21 protein-coding genes are annotated in these 23090 nt (G+C 62.7%); 6 read left to right on the plus strand and 15 right to left on the minus strand.

Going from position 1 to position 23090, the window contains the following annotated elements:
• Positions 1–20: 20 nt before the first annotated feature.
• From DOM58_RS09520 to nadC, 4 genes are all read right to left on the minus strand, one after another.
• Positions 21–653 carry a nucleotidyltransferase family protein gene (locus DOM58_RS09520; protein WP_110692639.1) on the minus strand — a complete coding sequence of 211 codons (633 nt, stop codon included), beginning with the start codon at positions 651–653 and terminating at the stop codon, positions 21–23.
• A complete protein-coding gene (locus DOM58_RS09525; protein WP_110692640.1) occupies positions 643–1614 on the minus strand; it encodes an XdhC family protein in 972 nt (323 codons plus the stop codon). Before DOM58_RS09525 ends, DOM58_RS09520 begins: the two co-directional genes overlap by 11 nt.
• 149 nt (positions 1615–1763) lie before the next feature.
• Entirely contained in the window at positions 1764–2918 is a 1155-nt protein-coding gene (locus tag DOM58_RS09530) for an SIR2 family protein (RefSeq protein ID WP_075562839.1), read from the minus strand.
• A 4-nt stretch (positions 2919–2922) separates the two neighbouring features.
• Positions 2923–3825, minus strand: a complete 903-nt coding sequence (gene nadC / locus DOM58_RS09535) for a carboxylating nicotinate-nucleotide diphosphorylase (protein ID WP_245392212.1) — start codon at positions 3823–3825, stop codon at positions 2923–2925.
• Positions 3826–3942: 117 nt separating this feature from the next.
• Here nadC and DOM58_RS09540 point away from each other — a divergent pair, with 117 nt between their 5' ends.
• Positions 3943–4176 carry a hypothetical protein gene (locus DOM58_RS09540; protein WP_110692642.1) on the plus strand — a complete coding sequence of 78 codons (234 nt, stop codon included), beginning with the start codon at positions 3943–3945 and terminating at the stop codon, positions 4174–4176.
• A gap of 3 nt (positions 4177–4179) precedes the next feature.
• Positions 4180–5694: a sodium:solute symporter family protein gene (locus DOM58_RS09545; protein ID WP_110692643.1), complete on the plus strand. Its 1515-nt coding sequence runs from the start codon at positions 4180–4182 to the stop codon at positions 5692–5694.
• Here the strand turns inward: DOM58_RS09545 and DOM58_RS09550 are convergent.
• On the minus strand, positions 5621–6799 hold the full coding sequence (locus DOM58_RS09550) for an MFS transporter (RefSeq protein WP_245392213.1): 1179 nt from the start codon (positions 6797–6799) through the stop codon (positions 5621–5623). The genes DOM58_RS09545 and DOM58_RS09550 overlap by 74 nt on opposite strands.
• Positions 6800–7112: 313 nt before the next feature.
• On the opposite strand from DOM58_RS09550, the gene DOM58_RS09555 reads away from it, so the two are divergent.
• Positions 7113–8423 carry a carbohydrate porin gene (locus DOM58_RS09555; protein ID WP_110692644.1) on the plus strand — a complete coding sequence of 437 codons (1311 nt, stop codon included), beginning with the start codon at positions 7113–7115 and terminating at the stop codon, positions 8421–8423.
• A gap of 113 nt (positions 8424–8536) precedes the next feature.
• Here DOM58_RS09555 and DOM58_RS09560 read toward each other — a convergent pair whose 3' ends face one another.
• From DOM58_RS09560 to DOM58_RS09570, 3 genes are all read right to left on the minus strand, one after another.
• On the minus strand, positions 8537–10063 hold the full coding sequence (locus tag DOM58_RS09560) for a tripartite tricarboxylate transporter permease (RefSeq protein ID WP_110692645.1): 1527 nt from the start codon (positions 10061–10063) through the stop codon (positions 8537–8539).
• Positions 10064–10065: 2 nt separating this feature from the next.
• Positions 10066–10626 (minus strand): tripartite tricarboxylate transporter TctB family protein, encoded by a 561-nt coding sequence (locus DOM58_RS09565; protein WP_157957527.1) that lies wholly within the window; start codon positions 10624–10626, stop codon positions 10066–10068.
• A 75-nt stretch (positions 10627–10701) separates the two neighbouring features.
• Positions 10702–11682, minus strand: a complete 981-nt coding sequence (locus DOM58_RS09570; protein WP_110692647.1) for a Bug family tripartite tricarboxylate transporter substrate binding protein — start codon at positions 11680–11682, stop codon at positions 10702–10704.
• Between the two features lie 271 nt (positions 11683–11953).
• On the opposite strand from DOM58_RS09570, the gene glnE reads away from it, so the two are divergent.
• The gene (gene glnE, locus DOM58_RS09575; protein ID WP_110692648.1) at positions 11954–14917 is read left to right on the plus strand and encodes a bifunctional [glutamate--ammonia ligase]-adenylyl-L-tyrosine phosphorylase/[glutamate--ammonia-ligase] adenylyltransferase; all 2964 of its coding nucleotides are present in this window, start codon (positions 11954–11956) and stop codon (positions 14915–14917) included.
• 68 nt (positions 14918–14985) lie between these two features.
• Entirely contained in the window at positions 14986–15603 is a 618-nt protein-coding gene (locus DOM58_RS09580) for a YrbL family protein (protein ID WP_110692649.1), read from the plus strand.
• Between the two features lie 12 nt (positions 15604–15615).
• Here the strand turns inward: DOM58_RS09580 and trhO are convergent, their stop codons facing one another.
• The 6 genes from trhO to DOM58_RS09610 form a co-directional block, all read right to left on the minus strand.
• Entirely contained in the window at positions 15616–16563 is a 948-nt protein-coding gene (gene trhO / locus DOM58_RS09585) for an oxygen-dependent tRNA uridine(34) hydroxylase TrhO (RefSeq protein ID WP_110692650.1), read from the minus strand.
• 159 nt (positions 16564–16722) lie between these two features.
• Positions 16723–17649: an ornithine cyclodeaminase family protein gene (locus tag DOM58_RS09590; RefSeq protein ID WP_110692651.1), complete on the minus strand. Its 927-nt coding sequence runs from the start codon at positions 17647–17649 to the stop codon at positions 16723–16725.
• A 1-nt stretch (position 17650) separates the two neighbouring features.
• Positions 17651–18130: an OsmC family protein gene (locus DOM58_RS09595; protein WP_110692652.1), complete on the minus strand. Its 480-nt coding sequence runs from the start codon at positions 18128–18130 to the stop codon at positions 17651–17653.
• A 13-nt stretch (positions 18131–18143) separates the two neighbouring features.
• Positions 18144–18791: an FMN-binding negative transcriptional regulator gene (locus tag DOM58_RS09600; protein WP_110692653.1), complete on the minus strand. Its 648-nt coding sequence runs from the start codon at positions 18789–18791 to the stop codon at positions 18144–18146.
• Between the two features lie 2 nt (positions 18792–18793).
• On the minus strand, positions 18794–19534 hold the full coding sequence (locus DOM58_RS09605) for a GNAT family N-acetyltransferase (protein WP_110692654.1): 741 nt from the start codon (positions 19532–19534) through the stop codon (positions 18794–18796).
• 4 nt (positions 19535–19538) lie between these two features.
• Positions 19539–19985 (minus strand): GNAT family N-acetyltransferase, encoded by a 447-nt coding sequence (locus tag DOM58_RS09610; RefSeq protein WP_110692655.1) that lies wholly within the window; start codon positions 19983–19985, stop codon positions 19539–19541.
• A gap of 154 nt (positions 19986–20139) precedes the next feature.
• Here DOM58_RS09610 and pdxR point away from each other — a divergent pair, with 154 nt between their 5' ends.
• Positions 20140–21654, plus strand: a complete 1515-nt coding sequence (pdxR, locus tag DOM58_RS09615) for a MocR-like pyridoxine biosynthesis transcription factor PdxR (protein ID WP_110692656.1) — start codon at positions 20140–20142, stop codon at positions 21652–21654.
• 27 nt (positions 21655–21681) lie between these two features.
• Here the strand turns inward: pdxR and DOM58_RS09620 are convergent, their stop codons facing one another.
• Positions 21682–23073 carry a mechanosensitive ion channel family protein gene (locus tag DOM58_RS09620; RefSeq protein ID WP_110692657.1) on the minus strand — a complete coding sequence of 464 codons (1392 nt, stop codon included), beginning with the start codon at positions 23071–23073 and terminating at the stop codon, positions 21682–21684.
• Positions 23074–23090 lie beyond the last annotated feature (17 nt).

Below are 23090 nucleotides of genomic sequence, written 5' to 3' on the forward strand. Positions count from 1 at the left end.
CGCTGGCGAGTGAACAACGTCTAGCCTTCGGTGATCTCCGAGCCCTCCAGATCCTGCGGGGTGTCGACATCCCGCCAGATGCCGGGGTCATCGACATCGACGAGGTGAACAGCTTCGCGATTCGCCCTCACGATGGCTCTCGCGCCGTCGCCTTCCTTCAGCTTTGCCAGCGCCGGCCAGAAGTCTCGCCCGAACAGCACCGGGTGGCCGCGCTTCCCCTTGTGACAGGGCACGACGATACGCTCGGCACGGGCGTGTCGATTGAGTTGTGCACAGGTGGTGGCTTTCAACCACGGCATGTCTGCCAGTACCACGGCGACAGCGACTGCGGGCTCGTCTTGCGCGATCAAATGGCGGAATGCGTCCCCGAGACTGCCGCCCAGTCCGGCGCCCGCGTGTTCTGCCTCCCACCGTCGAAGCTCGCTCTGCTCGGAGAAAGCGTTCAACGCCAACTCGATATCGTCGTCCCGACGCGTGATCAGTCGACACCGTAAATAGACCTGCAAAACCGTTGCCAGCGTCGTTTCCAGCAGGGTCCGCCCGTCAGGCAGCTCGACCCGACGCTTGTCGCTACCGAAGCGGCGGGAGACGCCGGCCGCCATGACCAGGGCAACGACATCGGGCTCTTGATGATGTGGAGACCTAGAGCTCATCCCGCCCCTTGCCGCGCCGCACGCGAAGTACGTCGGCGACCACGGCCAGCGCGATCTCCGCGGGCGTCTTGCTGTCAAGATGGAGCCCGATCGGCATGTGGATTCGCGAAATGCCCTCATCGTCCAGGCCGCCGGAGCGCTTCAGCCGCTCGGCGCGCTTCTCGGACGTGCGTTTCGAACCCATCACGCCGATATAGAACGCCGGCGTGCGTACCGCCTCGATCATTGCCAGGTCGTCGATGCGTGGATCGTGGGTCAGGGCGACGATAGCGGTAGCGGCGTGGGTGGCGCCGGAACCGATGAACAGTGACGGCAACACCGACTGCACCTCGACGCCCTCGACCTGGAAATCGCGGCGGGCGTCTTCTCTGGGGTCGCAGACGATCACCTCGAAGCCCAGCGTGCGCGCGAATTCGGCGCAGAAACGCGACACCGGTGAAATGCCGGCGATGATCAGACGTAGCGCCGGACCGACGCGAAGCTGGATGATTTGGCCGTCGCGCTCGACGCGCGGACCATTCTCGCCTGCCTCGACGAAGCGCTTGCGGCCGCTCTCCAGATCGATCCGCCGTACCAGCGAGCGCTGGCCCAGCAAGGTGGCGTGAAGCACTTCCAGGTGCGTCAGCGTCTCGGCATCCGGCGTCAGTCGCTCCACCAGCACGTCGAGAATTCCGCCGCAGGGCAGCGACACCTGCGGCGATTCGTCGGCGCCCTCGCCGTAACGCACGACCGATAGCGCAGCGTCGAAATGGCCTTCGGCGATCCTGCCGAGAAAATCCTCTTCGATGCAGCCGCCGGAAAGCGAGCCGACATGGCTGCCATCCGCTTTCGCGACCAGCATCGAGCCCGGCTCGCGCGGCGACGAGCCGAACGTCGCCAGCACGCTGCAGAGCCAGATCGGTTCGCCGGCATTGGCCCATTCGAGGGCGGCATCGATGACTTGAAGGTCGAGATGTTGCATGGGCGTCATCTGTTGGGGTCAGTGAAATATCCTGACGCGGTAGTGAATCGATGCTGTGTAGAGTAATCGATACCGACGACAGGAAGAGAGAGGTTCGCGACTACCATGACCGTTTCGTAGGATCGGGCAAGCATTCCGCAGATTCTGGTTCATGCGGCCATGACTTTTTCACAGAAGTCCTCGAAGCGGCCGCTGTAATAGTGCTCGCGGGGCCAGCCGGTGCGCGGCAGATAGAAGAACATCTCCTCGAGCCGTGACTTGATGGTCGAATGATTCTTGGTGTCGATGACGAACACGTGCTTGCCCTTGGCATCGTTGGGACTCTCCGCCAGCTGGCGCAGGATGAACCGTACCAGCGAGTCCTCCTGAGGCATGCTGTAGCCGACGATTACCAGCACGTCGGTTTCTCGCAGCAGGCGCACGGCCTTGGGAAAGACCTGGTGGAAATAGGATTCGTCGTAGTCCTGAACCTGAGATGGCAGGATCAGCAGCGGCGGCTCCTGCCGGATCTCGGTATCACTGCGGCGGCGATACTCGAAGTCGAAACCCTGAGCCGTTGGCAGGATCTCGAACCCGCCGTTGATCTTGATCACGTTGCGATCGACGGTGCGCGGCAGGTGCTCCCAGATCGAGCCGCCGCAGATCCGCTGTGGCGTGATGCCGCGATACAGGCGCCCGAACACCGGTGCCTGCTGGCGGTAGACGTGCTCGAGGATGGTTTCGATGGTGAAGTCGTAATTGGTGGTCAGGAAATGGTAGAGCGGCCAGTTCTCGTCGAGGCCGGCGCGTTCCGCGCGATCTTCCAGCGAGGCGAAGAACTGCGTGATCGCGCGCTGGCCGTCGCTGTCGTAGGGCGAGGTGAAGCGTAACGTGGTGTCGTCGACGTTGTGAATGTCGCAGGCGGCGCTGAAGCGACGCATCACCAGCGTCCGCAACTCGTGAATGCTCAGGCGCAGGTTCTGATCGTCGAAGTAGCGATTGCGGATATCGGGGTAGCGCACCTGCATGTCGAGCACGTAACGCAGGTTCTTGAAGCGCTCGAAGTCCAGGTGGCGATAATGCTCCCAGCCAATCACGTGCATCACATGCTGAAGGTTGGGAAAGTCGCGAATGTCGTCGAGATCGATGGCGAATAGTTCGCCATCGGTGGGCGAGCGCGGATCCCACGCCTTGGAGAAGCCCGCGCCGCACCAGAAAGTGACGACGGGCGGCTTGCGCAGCCCGAAATCCTGCGCCAGCAGGCCCGACATGAGCGTATCGAACGCCTCGACGGTGGCGGCGTTGCTGATCTCGGTGGATGACATCGAATTACGCCTCCCGGGTCGGTGGCACATCCACGGCGTCATCCAGGCCAATATCGACCGCGGGTGCCGATTGGGTGATCCGCCCGACCGAGATGAAGTCGACGCCGGTTTCGGCGATGGCGCGTATCGTCTCCAGACGCACGCCGCCGGACGCTTCCAGCGGCACGCGGCCGCCCACCAGCTCGACGGCGCTGCGCATCGTCTCCACCGACATGTTGTCGAGCATGATCATGTCTGCGCCGGCGGCGAGCGCTTCCTCCACCTGATCCAGCCGGTCGCACTCCACTTCGATACGCGTCAGCACCGGCACTCGTGATCGAGCCCGTGCCACGGCCTCTGCGATACCGCCGCAGACCGCGATGTGGTTGTCTTTCAGCATCACGCCACTGTCGAGACCGAGCCGATGGTTGCGACCGCCGCCGCAGGCCACGGCGTGTTTTTCCAGCGCGCGCAGGCCGGGCGTCGTCTTGCGGGTATCGACCAGCTGGGCGCCGGTGCCGGCGATCCGTTCGACGTATTGCGCCGTGAGGGTCGCGATGCCCGACAGATGCTGGATCAGATTCAACGCGGTGCGCTCTACCGTCAGCAGGCTACGAGCCGGACCTTGCAGCCGCATCAGCGTGATGCCTTCGGAGACCGTCTGGCCGTCCACGGCCAACCGCTCGATCTCGATACGCGCGTCGTAGAGCGAGAACACGCGGGCAGCGACCGCAAGCCCGGCGATCGTCATTGGCTCTCTTGCGCGCATCTCGAACTGGCCGGTCGACGCTTCGTCGATCATCAGGGTCGCGGTCAGATCCACGTGACCGATATCTTCGGCCAGGAACTCGCGCAGGCGTGCGTCGAGTGCCATGGGGTCCATCTGCCACACGGTCGAAACGTCAGAGACTAGGGAGGTTGCGGTCATCGAAAATTCCGTGGCGGTTTCATCGTCTTCGAGACTATCGCGTTATCATGGGCGCTGCAGTGATGCGCTTACTGTAAATGACAAAATGTCCAAAAAGCACAAGGTGAGGAATTGCCAATGAGCGCTCGGCGTTGGATATGGGGCGTCTGGATACTGGTCCTTTCGTGTTACGTCGTGCCGTATGGTCTGCTTGGTCAGGTCCAGGCCTGGTACGGCAGCTTCCTGTTCTGGTGCGTGGTCGGCGTGCTGGTCATTGTCGCCAATATCATGATTACTCGATCTTTCCAGACCCTCGATTCTTCAGACGCCCCTTCTCGAAACCATGAATCGCCTGACGACAGGGAGACCTAGACGATGACCATCGGACTGATCTGGAGCGCGGTCATCATCTACCTGATCGTGGGCCTGGGCGTTGCCTTCCTCTCCCGCGGCAAGACCACCAACGGGGCCGGTGTCGACATGTCCGGGTATTTTCTCGGCAACCGCCAGATGAACGGCTTCGTCTCGGCGCTGAGTTACAGCGCGACGACCTACAGTGCCTTCATGATGGTGGGGTTGGCGGGGCTGACCTACGCCGGCGGCGTCGGCGCGTTCGGGTTCGAGATCGTCTATTTCGCCGGCGTGTCGCTGGTGGCGATCTTCGGGCCCAAGTTCTGGGCGGTGGGTAAGCGCTTCGGTTACGTGACCCCCAGCGAGATGCTCGGCCATCGATACGGCGATCGAAAAGTCGCCGTGGCGACCGCCATCGCCAGCTGCCTGTTTCTGATCCCCTATGCGGCGGTGCAGCTGGCCGGCGTGGGTTATCTGCTGGCGGGGATGAGCGGCGGCGCGATCTCGTTCACCACTGGCGTGGTCGTGGCGACGGTGCTGGCGATCCTGTTTTCCTATATCGCCGGGATTCGTTCGGTGATGTGGACTGACTCGCTGCAGGCGCTGTTCATGATCGTCGCGTCGACACTGGTGGCACTGCTGGTGGTGCACTCGCTTGGCGGCTTTGCCGAGCTGTTCGACACGCTCGCCACGGAGCATCCCGCTTCTCTTACGGTCCCTGGGCCGGGGCTTTTCAGTTTCACGACTTTCCTGGGGCTGACGATTCCATGGTTCTTCTTCAGTCTCTCCAACCCCCAGGTCAGCCAGCGGCTGTTCATGCCGGCGTCGCTGAAGTCGATGCGCCAGATGCTGATCGGCTTTCTGATCTTCGGTTTCCTCTACACCGTTGTCTCGGTGCTGTGGGGCTTCTCGGCGCTGGTGGCGTTCCCCGATCTGGCCCAGTCGGATCTGGCGACGCCGACACTGCTGGCCTCCGAACACGTGCCGCCGGTGCTGGGCGTGATCGTGATGGTGGGGATTCTGGCGGCGGCGGTGTCGACCATCGATTCGATCATGCTGACGCTGTCGTCGATGCTGTCGCGGGACGTGTACGCCAACATCGCCACCGGTGCCAGCGAGGCGACACAGCTCAAGGTAGGCAAATGGGTGCTGCCGGTCATCGCGATTCTCGCCTTCCTGTTCGCGGAGCTGCAGCTCAGTCTGATCGCGGTGCTGTCAGTGGCGGCTTCCACCGGTCTGGTCGTCGTCGTTCCGGCAATCATCGGCGCCTTCTACTGGAAACGCGGCACGGCAGCCGGTGCGCTGGTCAGCATCGTCATCGGCGGTCTGGTCGTCATCGCGCTCTACCTGAGCGGCGCCAAACCGCTGGGGCTGCCGGCAGGTATCTGGGCGCTGCCGGTTGCCGTGGCGCTGTTCGTGATCGTGAGTCTACTGACCCGGCCGAACCCTGAACTGGCCAGGAAATTCATGAAGACCGCCGGGACAGCGCCAGCAACACAAGCCACATCACGGCGATCAGAGGAATCAGCGTCACGTTGAGCGTCTGCCAGCCGAGCCAGGCGTTCAGCGGTCCGGCGAGTAGCGCCGAAAGAGTCGTCAGCGAAAACACCGCGCAGTCATTGAGGGCCTGCACTCGTGGGCCTTCGCCGGCCCGATAGGTGGTGGTCAGCCACGCGCTGGCGGGCAGAAAGGTGAAGTTCCAACCCAGTCCCAGCAGAAAGAGGCCGATAGCGAACGTCCAGAAGGAGGCGGGCAGCAGGGCGTAGAGCAGGCTGGCCAGTAGACTCAACGACCCCACGACAATCATCCGCTGATGGCCGAAGCGCCGCGTCAGGTCGCCGGTGATGAACGAGGGGGCGAACATCGCCAGGATATGCCACTGGATCACGTTGGTGACGTCGCCAAAGCCGTGCCCGGCGTGTGTCATCGCCAGCGGCGTTGCGGTCATCGCCAGGTTCATGGTGGCGTAGCTCAAGGTGGCGATCGCGATAGCCGCCAGCAGCCGGGGTTCGCGCAGCAGGATGCCGCGTCGGCGGGCCGGCTCGTGACTGGCGGCGCTCTGGGGCAACGGAAGTTCCAGCCGCGACAGCAACAGCAGCGCCAGTGTGTAAAGCCCGGCGAGACCCACGAAGCAGCCCAGAAACGGTGTCTCGAAAGTGTGCTGCGACGAACGGGCCAGCCAGGGGCCGAGAAAGGCGGCAATGACGCCGCCGGCCATCACCAGGCTCAGCGCTCGGTCACGTTGGGCGGGACTGGCCGCGTCGATGGCCGCGAAGCGATAGAGCATGCCGGCACCGATGCTCATGCCGATGGCGAATGTTCCCAGATTGAACAGTGCAAAGGCGGAAGTCTGCAGCGCCAGCAGGCAGATCGCGATGCCGGTTAGCCCGAACCCGTTGCCGATCACGAAAGTGCGTTTTCGCCCCAGCCTCGCGGTCAGCCAACCGGAAGGCAGGGTCGCCGCTGTCAGCCCCAGCAGCTGGGCGGCCACGGGCAGCGTGCTCCAGTCGGCATTCGCGGATAGTTGATTACCCACCAGCGGCGAGACCGCAATCAGCAGGATATTGCCACTGACCAGCAGCGCCTGACATAGCGCCAGGCCCCAGACGGTGAGTGGCAGGCGCGGAGTCACGACAGTCGTCATGAGACCTCTCTCGGCTCGAGGTTGAAGAGGGCATGGCCGCGATGGGCGCGTAGGCGATAGGCACCAGGTGTTCGACCGCAGCGGCATCGAGGTGTGACGTGGGAATTCGAGCAGTTTGCGGTCAGCGCGCCGTGCCGGCAATCGCAAGCGTTCAACGACATTCCTCACGCTGGCGATATTCCGATGTTTTGCTCTTATCCTTTAGTCGAGCATGGCGCTCTGAGCCGGCTCGAACGCTGTTCGCTCTCCCTGATAAGGACTACCATTTTCTGCGTATTGGTAACGTGCTAACTATATTTCGGGAGGCCAGGTCATGGCAGAGGTCACATCACGGGTTATCGGAATCGGCCGCATATCGGCGATTCTATTGGGTGGTTTCGGGGTGATGGGGACGGCGCAGGCTTATTCGGCATTCTCTCCGGATTCCCCCACTATGTTCGGAGACTGGGGCGGCGAGCGTACCGCGCTGGAGGACGCCGGGGTGTCCTTCAATTTCGGCTATGTGGGGGAAGCGGCGACGATTCTCGATGGGGGCTATCGCGACAGCCACGTGAGCAAATACGCGGACCAGTTCGCGGTGGGTGCCAACTTCGATCTCGATCGACTGCTGAGCATTCCCGATGCGGAATTCCAGGTCACCGTCACCAACCGTAATGGCCATAGCGTCAACGACAGGTTGAGCGATCCGGGTGCGACCGTTGGCGGCTCGTCGGTGCAGGAAGTTCAGGGTCGCGGGCCCGTCACCCGCCTGACTCAGTTCTGGTACCGCCAGCGCTTCTTCGACGATGCGCTGGCGATCAAGCTGGGTCGGATTCCGTTCGGCGATGACTTCGCCACCATCGATAGCAACTTCCAGAACCTGGCCTTCGGCGGGGCGCAGCCGGGCAATTGGGGCAACAATATCTACAACTGGCCGATCGCCCAGTGGGCGGCAGTGATCCGCGCCAATATCACTCCCGATTGGTACGCCCAGGTCGGCGCTTTCAACATCAATGACAGCAATCTGGAGAACGATAACGGCTTCGATCTGCGCACCAGCGGTACCGAGGGCACCCTGTTCCCGATGGAACTGGGTTATACGCCGAAACTGAACGGCCTGGCGGGCGCCTACAAGCTCGGGTTCTACACCCAGAATGTCGATAACCGGGCCTATGGCGATGGCCCCGCGGATCGCACCAGCGATACCAATACCGGGCTTTATTACGTGGTCCAGCAGCAGGTGACGACCCGCGATGGCAACCCTGATCGGGGGCTGACGCTGTTCAGCATGGGTAACACCAATCACGGCGATACCGCGGGTATCGATCGCTACGTCTCGGTCGGGGCGACCTACGACGGGCCGTTCGATGCACGCCCGCAGGATGATGCCGGCATCGGTCTGGCGTATCTCCACGTCAACGATGACGTCAACGACTACGTCAATTATCACAACGCCACACCGGCCGGTTCGCTGTCGCCGCTGCCGCGCCAGGGCCACGAATACGACGCCGAGGTCTACTACAGCTTCAACCTGACTGGTTACCTGACGCTGCGGCCCAATCTGCAGTACGTGGTCAACCCGTCGGCGGTGGACTCGGTCGACAACGCCTGGGTGGCCGGTACCACCATTAAGGCGAGCTTCTGAGCAAGTTTCTAAGCAAGGCGAGCTTCTAGCCTCATCCGCGATCTTTAGAAGGAGAAACGGCTGCCCTTGGGCAGCCGTTCGCGTGGTGACGCTTCGAAGAAGACTCAGGCTCCCTACGCCGGTCGTGTTCCCAGCCCGTTATCCCTGGGCTTGCGGATCACCATGAAGTAGAAGAACACCGCGGTGAGGGCGATGAAGAACAGGCTATCCGGGCTGGTGAAGAAGATCATCGGATTGCCGTCATTGATCGAAAGCGCCCGACGGCAGTACTCCTCGAGGCTCGGGCCGAGCACGAAGCCGAGCAGCAGGCAGACGGTGGGGTATTTCTGCTTGCGCAGGAAGTAGGCCAGCACGCCGAACACCAGCGCCAGTGCCATCTGGAAGGTCGAGTAGGTAGCCACGTAGCTGCCCACCAGCGCCACGATGGCGATACTGGAATAAAGCACGTCGCGGCGGATCGAGACGATCTTGAGAAAGTAGGGGCCGAGCAGATAGAGCGTCAGCGGAATCAGGATCAGGGCGCTAACGAACAGCGAGGCGAACATCGGCGCGATCAGATCGAGCTGCTGGGTCATGAACTGCGGGCCGGGCTGGAGACCGTTGATGACCAGCACGCCGAGTACGATCGCCGTGGTCGGATCGCCGGGGATGCCGAACGTCAGCATCGGGACGAAAGCGCCGCCGCACATCGAGTTGTTGGCGCACTCAGCGGCCGCGATGCCTTCGGGATTGCCCTTGCCGTAGCGCTCGGGATGTTTGGAAGAGCGCATCGACTCCGCATAGGACACGAAAGCGGCCATCGAGCCGCCGGCGCCGGGCAGAATGCCGACCGCGTAGCCGATGGCGGCGCTCTTCAGATAGCGCAGCGCGCCGATCTCGCGAACTTCCGACAGCGGCGGGATGAAATCGCGACGACGCACCTTGGCCGCCTTGATCATGCCAGGGTCGACGGTTCGGCTGTTGCGGCTGTCGGCCTGCACCAACAGCTCGCTGATGGCGAAGGTGCCGATGATCAGCGGCATCATGTCGATGCCCTGGACCAGCGCGCTGGTGCCGAAGGTGAAGCGAGCCAACGGCTGCACCACGTCGATGCCGATGGTGGCGATCATGACGCCGAACAGGGTCGCGATCATGCCCTTGGTGATCGACCCTCGCTGGGAAATGATGATCACGATCAGCGCGAAGGCGATCAGCGAGAACTTGCCCGGCGTGCGGATCAGCAGGGCGACGTCGGCCGCCAGCGGTGCCATCACCATCAGCAGTAGTGCACCCAGCGAGCCGCCGATCATCGAACCCAGTGCGGCGTGACCTAGCGCCTTGGCGCCCTCGCCACGTTGCTGCATCGGGTAGCCTTCCAGCGCGGTCATCATCGATGACGGCGCGCCGGGGATATTGATGGTGGTGGCGGTGATGCTGCCGCTGCACATCCCGGCCATGAAGATGCTGGCGCAAGCGACCAGCGCCGTGGTCACGTCGAGACTGTAGGTCAGCGGCAACAGCAGGGCGATGGCCAGTACCGAGGTGAGACCCGGAACCGCGCCGAAAAAAGTACCGACCAGAAAACCGCCGATCATGTAGAGCAGGGTTTCGGGATTGGCGAGGGCGGCGAAGCCACCCAGCAGCCCGGAGATCGCGTCCATGATCATTGACTCCAGAGAGTGGGCAGGCGGACCTGGAAGACGACCTCGAACAGCAGGTAGCCCGCCAGGGTGATGGCGACGGCGGCGATCAGCTTGGTCGGCCATTTATCGCGGAAGCCGCCGCCGAACAGACAGCAAAGCAGCAATACGTAGACGAACGTCGCGACGAAATAGCCGATCAGATCGAATGCCAGCAGATAGCCTGCCGTCAGCACGATGACGCCGATCGCTCCGAGCGTTAGCCCGAGGTACTGCCTACTGGCGGATTCGCCATCGGTGCTGTCGGCATCGGTGGTGGGCTCTGTCGCCGGCGCTTTGGCCTTGCCGCGTAGGGCATGAACCATGGCGCAGATCAGCGCGACCAGCATCAGGATGGCGGTCGCGATGGGAAAGAACGAGGCGGTCATGTTGCCCGCCTTCATCGGCGGACCGAGCTGGATCGCTGAGATCAGATAGACCAGGGTGATGAGTGCAAGCACCGCCGGCACGAAGAATTCACCGCCCAGGGTAGGGCGTCGGGACGACGGGTGAGACGAGGGTTTGAATGACCGTTCAGAAGACATGGAGACCTCTGGATTGACGACACTGCGCCATGCGTAAAGCATGGCGCAGAGTGAGTGGAATCGAATGAGGGTGGCTTATTTCTCCAGCACGCCCTGGTCGACCAGATCGTCCATGGTGCTGAACAGCTGCTGCTGGGTGTCATTTGCCCACTGGGTCACGTCGTCGGCTCCCAGCCAAGCGGGCGTCACGCCGATCTTTTTCAGCCATTGCTGGAATTCGTCGCTCTCGTAAGCCTTGTGATAGGTCGTTTCCAGCTTTTCGATCACGTCGTCCGGCGTACGCGCCGGAGCCACCATGATGATGAAACTGCCCATCTGCAGATCCAGGCCGGTATCGGTTTCGGTGACCGGCGGAACGTTGGGGAAGCCCTCGTTCTGGGTATCCGAGAACTCGACCAGACCGCGGGCCTGACCGGATTCGATCAACGGTGCCAGATCGCCCAGGCTGGTGACGACGGCATCGACTTCGCCGTTGAGCAGGGCTTCCTTCTGGGAGGCGGCGCTATTGTCGTAGGAGACGATCTTGAACTTGGCGCCGGTCTGCTGCTGGAGCTGCAGCAGTGTCAGGTGGGTTCTGGCGCCCATGTTCTGGATGCCGACACGAACGCTGTTGGGCTTCTCCTTGGCAGTGGCGATCAGGTCGTCCAGCGTCTTGTAGGGAGAGTTTTCCGGCACGGTGATGGCGTCGGCTTCGCTGGTGATGCGGGCAATCATGCGCATCTTGTCCATGTTGAAGCCGGGCAGCATGTTCTTCCACGGGATCGTAATGATGCTGTCGTAGGTGATCGCGGCGACGGTCTGGCCGTCCGGGCGCGCTTTCATCAGCTGTAGAAGACCCGTTGCCGTCATTCCGCCCTCGACGTTCTCGACGTACATCGAGACGGGAAGCGATTCTTCGGCAATGTTGGAAATCTTGCGGACGATGGCATCGGTGCCGCCGCCGGCCGCCGCTGGTACGATGACGCGGACATCCCGGCTGGGGTAGTCGGCGTTGGCGGCTCCGGCCGCCAGCGAGGCGAGGCAGGCGATTCCCAGTAGTGTCTTCTTGAATTTCATGACGTATCCCTTGCTTGGTGGTGCGCTTCGGAGATGGATCCACAGGAGCCGTGCTCTTGGCGAGCGAACGACTCTGGTCCTGACGAATGGGCTGGGACCTTTTTAGCGGTTTTATTCGTACGATGTAATACAACCTTGGTGTGACGCCGTCGCCAGAGTGCTCGTCGCCAGGGTTTTCGTCGCTTGGATGTTCGTCGCTTGGGTCTGGGGCAATGCTTTCGCTATGCTGGCCGGGCCAGCCCAAAGCCGAGAACCCGCCTGGAGCCTCCCGATGCCGTTACCCGAGTCCTGGTTTGCCGAGATCGATATTCCTGCTGCGCTGGAAAGTACCTGGCGTGAGGCCCGGGTTCGGCTCGACGAAGGACTCGAATCCTCCGCCGGTGATGGGTCGATCCTCGATTCCTGGCTGTCGCTGGAGCCGACACGGCGCGAGGAGCTGGCCCGAGTGGTGGTGCTGTCGGACTTAGCGCTGGATGCCCTGGCTACCCGGCCCGCGCTGCTGCCCGTCTTGCTCGACAGCGGTGAGCTGGAAACGGCGCCGGGTCGGGCGCAGATCGAGGAGACGCTGCGCGAGAGACTGGCCGAGGCCGACAGCGAGGAGACGCTCCACCGGGCGTTGCGTCGCTTTCGCCAGGCGCGGATGCTCGGGATCGTGTGGCGAGATCTCAACGGGGCGGATATGTGGGAGACCGCGGGCAAGGTTTCCGAGCTCGCCGAAGTCTGTCTCGATGGCGCGCTGGGATGGCTCGAGACCCATCTGGCACTGCGCTGGGGCATGCCGGCCCCGCGCGCAGACGGAACGGCCCAGCGTCTGATCGTGCTGGGGATGGGCAAGCTCGGCGCCGGCGAGCTCAATCTCTCGTCGGATATCGACCTGATCTTCGCCTTTGCGGAGAAGGGCACCACCCAGGGCGGCGAGCGTGAATACGAGCATCAGCAGTACTTCACCAAGCTGGGGCAGAAACTGATCGCCGCGCTGGATGCGATCACGGCCGACGGTTTCGTGTTCCGGGTCGACATGCGTCTGCGCCCCATGGGTGACGGCGGGCCGCTGGTGGGCAACTTCAATGCCCTGACCGGGTATTACCAGGATCAGGGGCGTGAATGGGAACGCTTCGCCATGCTCAAGGCGCGTCCCGTGGCCGGCGATCTGAACGCCGGGCGGCAACTGCTGGCTCTGCTCAGCCCCTTCATCTATCGCAAGTATCTGGATTTCGGCGCGATCGAATCGCTGCGCGAAATGAAGGCGATGATTCACCGCGAGGTCAAACGGCTCGGCCGGGACGATAATATCAAGCTGGGCCGCGGCGGGATTCGCGAGGTCGAGTTCGTGGTCCAGGCCTTTCAATTGATTCGCGGCGGTCGGGATACCGAACTCCAGATTCCCTCGCTGCGCGATGCCATGGGACAGCTGGTGAGTCTCGAACTGCTGCCCCAGCCGGTGGTCGACGAGCTGCGTGGCGATTACGAGTTTCTGCGCAATCTCGAGCATGCGCTGCAGGCCCAGCAGGACCGTCAGACCCAGCAGCTGCCGAGTGATTCCGAGAATCAGGCGAGGTTGGCGATGGCGATGCGGATGCCGGACTGGACGTCTCTGAGAGAAGCGCTGCACCAGTGTCGGGAGCGGATTCGAGGCCATTTCGATGCGGTTGTCGCCGACCCGGATGACGAATCGCAAACAGCCGACGACGAGTCGAGCGAGGGCGATGCGGTCTGGCATCAGCTTTGGCACGGGGAGATGGACGACGCCGAAGCCGAGCGCGTGATGGCGGCGGCGGGTTACGATCTGCCCGAGGCGCTGCGTCGGCTCAAGGCCTTTCGCGACTCTCGCGGCGTGCAGGCGATGCAGCGCATCGGCTACGAGCGCCTCGAAGCGGTCATGCCGATGTTGCTGCAGGCCGCCGCCGATAGCGAGACCCCGACGACGGCGCTGGAACGGGTATTGCCGCTGATCGAGGCGGTCCTGCGCCGCACCGCCTATCTCTCGCTACTACGCGAAAACCCGCAGGTACTGCCTTCGCTGATCCGGCTTTGCGCGGCGAGCCCGTGGATCGCCGAACAGCTGGCGCGTCATCCGATTCTTCTCGATGAGCTGCTGACGCCCGCAACGCTCTATTCCCCGGCCGACAAGCAGCGGCTGGCGGACGAGCTGCGCCAGACCCTGGCACGAATCCCCGAAGACGACGAGGAGGGCTGGCTGGAAGCGATGCGGGTGTTCAAGCAGACCCAGGTACTTCGTGTCGCCGCTTCCGATATTGCCGGCGGTCGCGTGCTGATGAAGGTCAGCGATTATCTGACCGCGATCGCAGAGGTGGTGCTGGACAGTGTGCTGCAGATGGCCTGGCGCTCGCTGACGGCAAGGTTCGGTCAACCGAAACCGCGAGACGGTAGCGATGAGGCCGCCTTCCTGGTCGTCGGTTACGGCAAGCTGGGCGGCATCGAGCTGGGCTACGGCTCCGATCTCGATCTCGTATTCCTCTACGATGCGGCGCCCCGCGGCGTCACCGACGGTGCCAAGTCGATCGATAACCTGATGTTCTTCACCCGGCTGGGACAGCGCATCATTCATCTGCTCAGCGTCACCACGCCCAGTGGAACGCTGTATGAGGTCGACATGCGACTGCGACCCTCGGGTAACGCCGGGTTGCTGGTCTCCTCGTTACAGGCCTTTGCCGAGTACCAGCGCAAAGACGCCTGGATCTGGGAACATCAGGCGCTGGTTCGCGCCCGGGCCGTGGCGGGAGACAGGGCGCTGGGAGAGCGCTTCGAGGCCGTTCGTCGGGAGGTGCTGGGGCGGGAGCGCGAGTGTGACGAACTGCGTCGTGAAGTCGTCAGGATGCGGCTGAAAATGCGCGAACATCTCGGTAGCGGTGGCGATGCGCGCGAGGCAGGGCAGTTCCATCTCAAGCAGGATGCCGGCGGCCTGGTCGATATCGAATTCATGAATCAGTACGCGGTGCTGGCGCTGTCGGCACGGACGCCCGAACTGCTCAAGGTCACCGACAACATGCGGCTGATGGATGCGCTGGCCGAGAGCGGAACGCTTTCCGAGCAGGACGCCCGCGACCTGCAGGCCGCCTATCTGGCTTACCGCGATGCCAGCCACCGCGCTTCGCTGGCCAAGCGTGGCAGCCTGGTATCGTCGGAAGGGTTTGCCGGTCATCGCGAGCATATCCTGGCGCTATGGCAGCGCTGGATGGACCCGGAAGCGGAATCCGAGACAAACGATCAATGAAAACAGCGTTTGCTTACGCTAATATTAACGGGTCATGACGTCTTAATGACGGTTGGGAGTGGCCCGCAATGTATCGACTCGCCTGTAACGACGAAATCGCCCACGGCAACGACCGGGCGATCTACCGGCATCCGGATCATCCCGAGCGCTGTATCAAGGTGGCGCGCTTTCCCGAGCGTGGCAGCCATCAGAACGAGCGCGAAAAGGGCTACTTCGACATTTTGAAGCAGCGTGGCGTGGACGATTGGCGTTACGTCCCGGAATATTTCGGAACGCTGGAAACGGATATGGGCGAGGGTCTGGTCTTCGACCTGATCACCGACGCCGATGGCGAAATCTCTGCCACGATTCGACAGTATCGTCAGCGCGAGGACATGGCCTGGCTCGAGTCCCAGGCGTTCCGGGATGAGCTTCAGCGGCTCTATCGTTACCTGCGTGACAACTGGATCGTGCCCTCCGATATCAATGACCGCAATATCGTATGTCAGCGCCGGGCAGACGGTACCCGGCGGCTGTGGCTGATCGACGGCGTATCCAATCCCGATTTCATGCCCCTGGCCAATGTGTGGCCGTGGTTCGCGCGCCAGAAGATCGATCGACGCATGAAGCGGTTCTTCGCCAAGCTGGCCCGCATCGGCCTTCTGCCCGAGTCCGATAGGGAGGAACTGGCCCGCAGCGCGCAGTGATCTTCGGCGGAATCATTTCTCCGTGGTCTCGCGCGGATTGCGACCGAGCGGATGCGGCTGATTGCGCGCCCTGGCCAGCTCGATCTGTTTTTGGCGCTCGCGGGCACCGGCACGCGTCTTCTCCGGCAGCGAATCCCAGCAGTGGGGGCAACTGATTCCCGGCGAGTATCGCTCTGAGGCCTGGTCTTCGGTGGAGATCGGCATTCGGCAAGCGTGGCACTGCTCGAATTCACCCTCGCTCAGGTCATGGCGAACGGTGACCCGGTTATCGAACACGAAGCAGTCGCCACGCCAGCGCGTCTCGGCTTCCGGCACCTTTTCCAGATAGCTCAGGATGCCGCCCTTGAGGTGAAAGACTTCCTCGAAACCCTCGTTGAGCATGAAGCTCGAGGCTTTCTCGCAACGAATCCCCCCGGTGCAGAACATCGCCACTTTCTTGTGACGACTGGGATCGTAGTGCGCTCTGACGTATTCCGGAAACTCGCGGAACGATTTGGTTCTGGGATCGACGGCGCCCTCGAAGCTACCGATTGCCACCTCGTAGTCGTTACGCGTGTCGATCACCAGCACTTCGGGGTCATCGATCAAATCGTTCCACTGTTCCGGTTCGACGTAGGTGCCGACTCGCCGATTGGGGTCGATGCCGTCGACGCCGAGCGTGACGATCTCGCGCTTGAGTTTGACCTTGGTGCGATAGAACGGATGCGCTTCGCAGCAGGACTCCTTGTGCTCGAGCGCCGCCAAGCGCGGGTCACGCTTGAGCCAGTCGAGCAGCGCATCGATATCCGCCCGCGTGCCGGAAACCGTACCGTTGATACCTTCAAAGGCGAGCAGCAGCGTGCCCTTGACGTCGAGACGTTTCATCTCGTTCAGCAGCGGCTCGCGCAGGGCTTCGAAATCGTCCAGCGTGACGAATTGATACAACGCCGCGACGACGATCGGTTGATCGTGTGATGACATGCAGGACTCCTGGTAGTCGCCCTCGCAAAGGGCGGACCGGGTTGATAAAAAGGGCGCGGTCACGGGCGCCTTGGTAACTGAACGGCTGCATTTTACGCCCCTGACTGAGGGCATTCCAGTGGCGCCCGTCTTCAGGAGCGTAAGGTAACGCCGCAGCCGTTAGCGCATCGTCTCGGCGATATAACGCGCGATCATCAGGTCGAGATGCGCGCCGCCGCCATTCTTGAATACCGTGATGTCGCTCGCCTCCTGGCGGCCGGCCTGGCCGCCGAGCAGATCGTAGAAATCGCCGAGAACGTCTCGTTCGGAGATGGCGCCACTGGCCAGAGGAATCTTCAGTTCCCCGATATGGCCCATCGTCGTCGCGCGGCTATCCACAAACAGTCGACCCTTTTGCAGCAGGGCATCGTCCGCCTCGCGCATGTCGGCCTTGAACGCCCCGATCAGATCGACATGGGTTCCGGGTCGTATCCACTCGCCCAGAATCAGGGGGGCACGCGCCATGGTCGCGCTGGAGATGATATCTGCCGATCGGGCGGCGGTGTCCAGATCGGTCACCGCAGTGACGTGCAGGTCACGATGAATGCAGGTTTCGGCGAGTGCCACGGCTTTGTCATGAGTGCGATTCCACACGCTGATGCGCTCGAGCTCGGGAAACAGCGCGGTGTAGGCGTCGATCAGGCTCGCCGCGACCCTACCCGCGCCGCAAATCAGCAGATGACGGCTGTCCGGTCGGGCAAGCGAAAGCGCCCCAAGCACGGAATCGCTGGCCGTCTTGATCTCGGTGACCAGCCGGCTTTCGATGATCGCCTTCAACTGGCCGTCATCGGGCGCGAAATAGAGCATGGCGCCTTGCACGGTATCCAGACCGCGAGCGGCATTGCCGTCGAAGACGGTGACTGCCTTGACGCCGTAGCCAAAACCGGGGATGAAACACGAACGGTTGAGCAGCGTCTTGTCGCCGGGGCCGAGAAAAGCGTCGGCGATCTCTGGCCGGGCGGCGTGATGGCCCTGTTGGAGGGCATCGACAGCCTCGGCCCAACTAAGGTGCTCGCGGGCTTCAAGGTAAGTGATGATTCGGGTCATTTCAGATATCCCAAGGCTCGACGATCTCGGTGATGACCTCGGTCTTCACCGAGTTGGCGATGAAGCAGTCGCGATGGGCCTGGTGATGCATCGTCTCGAGCTGCTTGCGGGCCGGAAGGCGCTCACCGGAAAACGTTACGGCCGGGCGCAACGTCACTCGCGTAATGGAGAGTTTGCCTTCCGCATTTTTCTCCATCACGCCCACGGCTCGATCTTTGTAACGGTCCACGGCAAAGCGTCGCTTGGCGGCAATGCCCAGAAACACCAACATGTGACAGCTGGCCAGCGAGGCGACGAAAGCCTCCTCCGGATCGACGTGGGACTCGATGGAGTAGGGCAGCGGCACCACATGGGGCGATGACGATGCCGGTAGGCTGACACCGCCGTCAAAGCGCCACTCATGGCCACGGCTGTAGCGGCTGTCGGTGAACGTTTCGTCGGGTTGTCGCTGCCAGTGGATACTGGCGCGGTATTCGGACATGGCCGTTTCTCCTCTAGTCGATGCCGCTCAAACAGCGCGAGTCTGCGTCATCGTAGCCGTATTCGTCGCGCAATCCTCGCCGGATCGCTTCGCGCTCCTCCAGCGGTTTGTGCTGGCTCGCCTTGCGCTTGCCTTCCAGTCGCTCGATCGTGAGTTCCGCGCCGAGGATGGCTCGGTGCATCTTGTCGATAAAATCCGCTGGTGCGTCATCGACCGCCCAGGGCGATTCGCGATCACGCTCGAAACGCGTGGTCAGTTCCGTGACCAGCGCTTTCAGCCACTCGGCATCGTCGACCAGTCGAAGCTGACAGTGGGCATGCACGACCTGGTAGTTCCACGTCGGCACGACCCTACCGTGCTCGCGTTTGGCCGGATACCAGCTCGGCGTGATGTACGCCTGCGGTCCGTGGAAGATGGCCAAGGCCGAACGCGTGTGCGAGGCGTTCTTCAATTCGTGGGCGAGCGGATTGCCCCGGGCGATATGTCCCAGCAGTTTGGCTGGCGTCGACTCGTCGCTGGCCGGCTCGAACAACAGAGGAAGATGGTCGGCGGTCAGTTTGCCGTCATGACTCTGGGTCACCAGCGTCGCGAACGGCGCCTCGTCGATGGCCACCCGCAATGCTTCACCATCGTCGAGGCGGAACTGACTTGGCTGGTGCATGCTCAGCGCTCCGCCCGTGTCAGTTCGGCGGTCATGTTCGAAAGCGACCGGCGCTGGCGGCCGTCGATATCGAAATTCTCCGCTGACAGCCACTGTTCGTGACAGCGCCGAATTGCCGGCCACTCTTCGTCGATGATCGAGAACCAGGCCGTATCGCGATTGCGACCGTTGACCACGCGATGCTGGCGAAATAGGCCCTCGAAGCGGAAACCCAGGCGTTCGGCGGCGCGCCGCGAGGGTGCGTTCAAGGCGTCGCATTTCCACTCCACGCGGCGGTAGCCGAGCTCGAAGGCGTAACGGATCATCAGCATCAACGCTTCGCTGGAGATCGGCGTGCGCGCCATACGCGGCGAGAAACTGAGATGGCCGATCTCGACGCTACCGTCGGTCGGCACGATGCGCAGATAGGTCGCCATGCCGACGGCCCGATCATCCGCCGGATCGATAATGGCGTAGCAGCGTGGGTCATTGCCTGCGGTCATCGTCTCCAGCCAGCGTCGACAGCCGGCTTCGTCGTCGAACCTGCGGCCGCCGAGATAGGTCCAGCGCGCCTTGGCCTCGTGATCGTTGGCGATAGCAGGATCCGGCATTTGCCACGCCTGCCACAGCGCTGGCGCATGAAGTGCGGGATCCAACGGTTCCAGGCGGCAGAAGCGGCCTTGCAGCGCGACGGCATTTGGCAGCGAAGGGGGCCGCCAGTTTTCGATATCCGCGCCGACGGGTTGGCCATAGTCGTTGGTCATGACATCAAACGCTCAATAGATAGGTATGGAACGACTCGTCGCGCTGCCAGCCGAGCGCCTGATATCGAGACTGGGCGGCGACGTTGTCGGTCTGTGTGCGCAGCATCAGCTGCGCCACGCCATGTTCCGCCGCTAGATTTCTGGCGGCCTGCAGCAGCGCGCTGCCGGTGCCGGCTCGACGGGCCTCGGGGACGACGAAGAGATCGTTGAGTATCCAGCGTGAACCGAGTGAGGTGGTCGACGGCACGGGGAACAGCTGAACGAAACCGACGGCCGAGCCGCCGTCATCCAGCGCGATCAGTAGCTGCGCGTCTTGCCGTTCGAAGCGCTGGAGCAGAAAGCGCCTTGCGCCTTCCGGGTCGCTGGGTTGTCGGTAGAACTGAAGATAGCCGTCGACCAGCGGCGCGAGGTCGTCGATATCTTCGGGCTTGGCGACACGAATGGTGTGCATATCGGGCTCTTTTGGCAGTGACGTGACGTAAAATCAGTCTGGCACCATACTGGTTCCTCGGTAAGGTCCAGTTGGCGCGGTAATATGGGAACCAGTAGTGAAGTAGCCCGCGGAGAGGAAACCCGTGGCCAGTCACCCAGTGATCAGTCAATCAATGAAGATAGAGCCAGCAACACCATCTCATGCCCATCGACTCTGGATCATCGACGCGCTGTCGATGCAACTCGCCTCGCCGTCGACGCGGACCTTGAGCCAGCGGCTCTATCAATCGCTGCGAGAGTGGATTCAGCAAGGTCAGCTCGGCGCCGGCAGCGCACTGCCTTCTTCGCGCCAGTTGGCCCGCGAGCTCGGACTCGGGCGTAACACCGTGCTGGCCGCCGTCGACCGGCTCACGGCCGAGGGCTTCGTGGAAACCCGCCAGGGCGCGGGGGTCTTCGTCGCCGCGTGGCAATCGGAAAGCGGCGCTGAGGCAATACCGGCGTCCAGTGCTGTCGCCGTCACTCAAGAACTCTCCGATCGGGGTCAGCGCATTCTCGATTTCAGCGGCGTGTTGAGCAATCGCCATACCGCCTTCGCACCGGGTGTGCCGGCGCTGGACCAGTTTCCGCGCGAGCGCTGGCAGCGCTTGCTGCGTCGGCACTACCAGCGAGCACCGATCGAATGGCACGACTACCAGCACCAGGGCGGCGTCCCGGCGTTACGCGAAGCGCTGTGTGACTATCTGCGGCTGTCGCGCTCGGTTCGTTGCCGGCCCCAACAGATTCTGATCACCCAGGGCGCCCAGCAGGGCTTCGAACTGATCGCCCGACTGCTTGCCGATGCCGGCGACACGGTGTGGGTGGAAGAGCCCGGCTACGGCGGTGCGCAGTCCTGCTTCGTGGCGGCCGGTCTGAATCCCATACCGCTGGCGGTGGACGAGGACGGCGCGAACGTGAATCGCGTACCGGACGGGACGCCAGCGCCGCGGTTGATCTACGTCACGCCTTCGCATCAATACCCCAGCGGGGTAACGCTGACCTTGCCGCGGCGGATGGCGTTGCTCGAAGCCGCTTTCCGCCACGGGGCCTGGATTATCGAGGATGACTACGACAGCGAGTTTCGCTACGCCAGTGCGCCGATCGCGTCGCTGCAGGGTCTCGTCGACAACGCGCCGGTGATCTACGTCGGCACGTTCAGCAAGGTGCTGTATCCGGGGTTGCGGCTCGGCTATCTGGTACTGCCCGACGCGCTGGTCGAGCCGTTCACGCGCGCCAATGCGCGACTTCACCGGGAAGGTCAGTACGTGGCGCAGGCGGCACTGGCGGCCTTCATCGCCGAGGGGCACTTCGTGCGTCACGTTTCGCGAATGCGTGAACTCTACCGCTGGCGGCAGGCGAAGTTACGCGAGGCGCTGGCTCCGGCCGTCGCACGCGGGCTCGTGCTGTCGGCAGGGCAGGCGGGGATGCATCTGGTCGCCGAGCTGGAGAGTGTCGAGCTCGAAACCGCACTGGTCGCACGGGGACGGGAAGCCGGGATTCTGCTCTCGCCGCTCTCGCGTTATTACCTGAAACCACCCGCGAAAGCAGGTCTGGTACTGGGTTATGCCGGCGCCACGGATGCCGAGATCGCTACGGCCGGGCACTGGCTATGCAGCGCCTGGCGCGAACTGGGCGCCCCGGACAGAGATTGATCCGGGGCTTGTCGGCGGGAACCGGCGTCAGGCGTCGCCTTCTCCGCCCCCATCGGTATCGCTGGGGCCAGGGGCGGTTCGGCGGTTGCCTTCCTGAGATTGTCGAGCCGTGCGTGACGACGCGCCCTGGCGATTGCGCCGCCGTTCGCTCTCGTTTTCGGCGTCCTGACGCTCGACGTTTTCACGTTCGACGTCGTCACGCCTGGCGCTGTCGTTGCGGGAGTCGTCTTGCCCGGCGCGGTCTTTTTCACTCTCCTCTTTTTCAGCGCTCTCCTTTTCAACACGCTCTTTCTCTAAACTCCCTTGTTCAACGCCTTCGGGTAAATAGATGCGGGAGGCCGGGATAGCCAGTTCCGCGCCCCGTTCATCGATGATGTCGCGGATCTTCAAGAGGATTCCCTGCTTGATCTCGTGAAAGCGTTGCCAATCCGTCTCGTGGGTGAAGGCGTAGACAATGATATCCAGCGAGTACTGGCCGAAGGTAGCGAAGTTGACCGTGATCAGCTCGTCCTGATCGATTTCCTCGTGCTTCAGCAGCATGTTGCGGATATCCCGGGCGACGTTCTCGACGGCGCCGATATCCTGGTAGCGGAGGCTGATGGTTTCCCATAGGCGACGGCTGACCATTCGCGTTGGCGTTTCCACCGAAATCTGACTGAACCAGGCGTTGGGCACGTAGAGCGGTGGCCCGGCGAAGGTCCGGACGGTGGTGAGGCGCCAGCCGATATCTTCGACGATGCCCTCAATCTGGCGTTCGGGGGAGCGGATCCAGTCGCCGACCACGAACGGCTTGTCCAGATGAACCACCATGCCGCCGAAGAAATTGGCGATGACGTCCCGCGCGGCAAAGCCGATCACCAGGCCGCCGAAGCCGCCCATGGCCAGAATGCTCGACATCGATACGCCCAGAATCTGCAGCCCGATCAATAGCAGCGTGACGATCATCACGGCGCCGACGATCTTGGTCAGGGCCGACGCTGAGGTGGGGTCGACCGGCTTGGCGTGACAGTTGCCCGGCGGAAACACCAGCCGCTGTTCGAGACGCCGGAAAAGTCGGATGCCGCCCCAGGCAACCAGCAATAGCGTGATCAGAGCGCCAAGCCTGGAGAGTACGGTGTTGACGCGCTCGATCCCGAAATGGTCACCAACCACACCTAGACTGACCATCAGTGCGGTGACCCAGACCCACCAACGCAGCGGAAGGCGCAATCCGTGCAGGATGGGGTCATCCCAGCGACGCGGCGAATCTCGCAGACGGCGCTCCATCCGGTTGAGCACGAAATGCAGTGCGATATCGATGATGACCGCCGCCAGCATTATCAGGGTCGGGAATACGATCCAGCCGGGGATATGGAGCCACTGACCCAGTTCGGTCTGAAGGCTGGAAAGAAGGTTCGTGGCGCTATCGGAAATGTTCATGCACCTGCTTTTGATGT

Origin of the sequence: Salinicola halophyticus (assembly GCF_003206695.1) — a bacterium.
Taxonomy (GTDB): Bacteria; Pseudomonadota; Gammaproteobacteria; order Pseudomonadales; family Halomonadaceae; genus Salinicola; species Salinicola halophyticus.

What these genes read in the sequence shown, in the direction of transcription:
- DOM58_RS09520 (WP_110692639.1), bottom strand. Translation starts at nt 653, where the DNA reads ATGAGCTCTAGGTCTCCACATCATCAAGAGCCCGATGTCGTTGCCCTG.
- DOM58_RS09525 (WP_110692640.1), bottom strand. Translation starts at nt 1,614, where the DNA reads ATGCAACATCTCGACCTTCAAGTCATCGATGCCGCCCTCGAATGGGCC.
- DOM58_RS09530 (WP_075562839.1), bottom strand. Translation starts at nt 2,918, where the DNA reads ATGTCATCCACCGAGATCAGCAACGCCGCCACCGTCGAGGCGTTCGAT.
- nadC (WP_245392212.1), bottom strand. Translation starts at nt 3,825, where the DNA reads ATGACCGCAACCTCCCTAGTCTCTGACGTTTCGACCGTGTGGCAGATG.
- DOM58_RS09540 (WP_110692642.1), top strand. Translation starts at nt 3,943, where the DNA reads ATGAGCGCTCGGCGTTGGATATGGGGCGTCTGGATACTGGTCCTTTCG.
- DOM58_RS09545 (WP_110692643.1), top strand. Translation starts at nt 4,180, where the DNA reads ATGACCATCGGACTGATCTGGAGCGCGGTCATCATCTACCTGATCGTG.
- DOM58_RS09550 (WP_245392213.1), bottom strand. Translation starts at nt 6,799, where the DNA reads ATGACGACTGTCGTGACTCCGCGCCTGCCACTCACCGTCTGGGGCCTG.
- DOM58_RS09555 (WP_110692644.1), top strand. Translation starts at nt 7,113, where the DNA reads ATGGCAGAGGTCACATCACGGGTTATCGGAATCGGCCGCATATCGGCG.
- DOM58_RS09560 (WP_110692645.1), bottom strand. Translation starts at nt 10,063, where the DNA reads ATGGACGCGATCTCCGGGCTGCTGGGTGGCTTCGCCGCCCTCGCCAAT.
- DOM58_RS09565 (WP_157957527.1), bottom strand. Translation starts at nt 10,626, where the DNA reads ATGTCTTCTGAACGGTCATTCAAACCCTCGTCTCACCCGTCGTCCCGA.
- DOM58_RS09570 (WP_110692647.1), bottom strand. Translation starts at nt 11,682, where the DNA reads ATGAAATTCAAGAAGACACTACTGGGAATCGCCTGCCTCGCCTCGCTG.
- glnE (WP_110692648.1), top strand. Translation starts at nt 11,954, where the DNA reads ATGCCGTTACCCGAGTCCTGGTTTGCCGAGATCGATATTCCTGCTGCG.
- DOM58_RS09580 (WP_110692649.1), top strand. Translation starts at nt 14,986, where the DNA reads ATGTATCGACTCGCCTGTAACGACGAAATCGCCCACGGCAACGACCGG.
- trhO (WP_110692650.1), bottom strand. Translation starts at nt 16,563, where the DNA reads ATGTCATCACACGATCAACCGATCGTCGTCGCGGCGTTGTATCAATTC.
- DOM58_RS09590 (WP_110692651.1), bottom strand. Translation starts at nt 17,649, where the DNA reads ATGACCCGAATCATCACTTACCTTGAAGCCCGCGAGCACCTTAGTTGG.
- DOM58_RS09595 (WP_110692652.1), bottom strand. Translation starts at nt 18,130, where the DNA reads ATGTCCGAATACCGCGCCAGTATCCACTGGCAGCGACAACCCGACGAA.
- DOM58_RS09600 (WP_110692653.1), bottom strand. Translation starts at nt 18,791, where the DNA reads ATGCACCAGCCAAGTCAGTTCCGCCTCGACGATGGTGAAGCATTGCGG.
- DOM58_RS09605 (WP_110692654.1), bottom strand. Translation starts at nt 19,534, where the DNA reads ATGACCAACGACTATGGCCAACCCGTCGGCGCGGATATCGAAAACTGG.
- DOM58_RS09610 (WP_110692655.1), bottom strand. Translation starts at nt 19,985, where the DNA reads ATGCACACCATTCGTGTCGCCAAGCCCGAAGATATCGACGACCTCGCG.
- pdxR (WP_110692656.1), top strand. Translation starts at nt 20,140, where the DNA reads ATGAAGATAGAGCCAGCAACACCATCTCATGCCCATCGACTCTGGATC.
- DOM58_RS09620 (WP_110692657.1), bottom strand. Translation starts at nt 23,073, where the DNA reads ATGAACATTTCCGATAGCGCCACGAACCTTCTTTCCAGCCTTCAGACC.